Consider the following 1,258-nt stretch of genomic DNA (forward strand, 5'->3'; position numbering starts at 1 on the left):
GCAGCGGAAGCTGGAACAACCATCAGCGTCACCGGTACCGTTGGCGGCGATGCCACAGTGGGCGACGCAATCAGCTTCACCATTAACGGCACGCCTTACAGCGGTAGTGTGCTGGCCGGCAACACCTACAGCATTGCGGTTGACGGCGCTGACCTGGCCGCCGACACCAGCTTCGATGCAACAGTGACTGGCAGCGATGATGCCGGTAATCCGTTCACGGCTACCACGACCTCAACGCATACAGTTGATACGTCTGCTGCGGCAACGATCACCGTTAATGACATCACGCCAGATGACATTGTGAACGCAGCGGAAGCTGGAACAACCATCAACGTCACGGGTACCGTTGGCGGCGATGCAACCGTTGGTGACGCAATCAGCTTCACCATCAACGGCACGCCTTACAGCGGTACCGTGCTGGCAGGTAATACCTTCAGTATTGCGGTAGCCGGTAGCGATCTCGCTGCTGATACCAGCTTCGATGCCACGGTTGCAGGCACCGATGCCGCGGGTAATCCGTTTACTGCTACGACTACTTCGACTCACACGGTTGATACCACAGCGACGGCAACGATCACCGTCAACGACATCACGCCAGATGACATTGTGAACGCAGCGGAAGCTGGAACAAGCATCAACGTCACCGGTACTGTTGGTGGCGATGCAAGCGTTGGTGACGCAATCAGCTTCACCATCAACGGCACGCCATACAGCGGTACTGTCTTGGCCGGCAACACCTACAGCATTGCCGTTGATGGCGCGGACTTGGCAGCCGACACCAGCTTCGATGCCACCGTGACTGGCAGCGATGATGCCGGTAATCCGTTTACTGCTACGACTACTTCGACTCACACGGTTGATACCATAGCGACGGCAACGATCACCGTTAACGACATCACGCCGGATGACATCGTGAACGCGGCCGAAGCCGGAACAAGCATCAACGTCACCGGTACAGTGGGTGGCGATGCAACCGTTGGTGACGCAATCAGCTTCACCATTAACGGTACGCCATACAGCGGTACTGTACTGGCTGGCAACACCTACAGCATTGCGGTTGATGGCGCAGACTTGGCAGCCGACACCAGCTTCGATGCAACAGTGGCTGGCACCGATGATGCCGGTAATGCCTTCACGGCAACGACGACCTCAACGCATACAGTTGATACGAGTGCAGCAGCAACAATTACCGTTGATGCGATCACTCCTGATGACATCGTTAATGCGGCCGAGGCTGGCACCGCCATTAATGTGACTG

Annotated in this window: 1 protein-coding gene; it reads left to right on the plus strand. The window is 56.8% G+C overall.

The window, feature by feature from the left end; all coding sequences use genetic code 11:
* Window positions 1–1,258 (plus strand): Ig-like domain-containing protein (locus ABD836_RS19400; RefSeq protein WP_344939310.1); only part of this gene is annotated, 1,258 nt, incomplete at both ends.

This window comes from Zhongshania borealis (assembly GCF_039539625.1).
Lineage (GTDB): Bacteria > Pseudomonadota > Gammaproteobacteria > Pseudomonadales > Spongiibacteraceae > Spongiibacter > Spongiibacter borealis.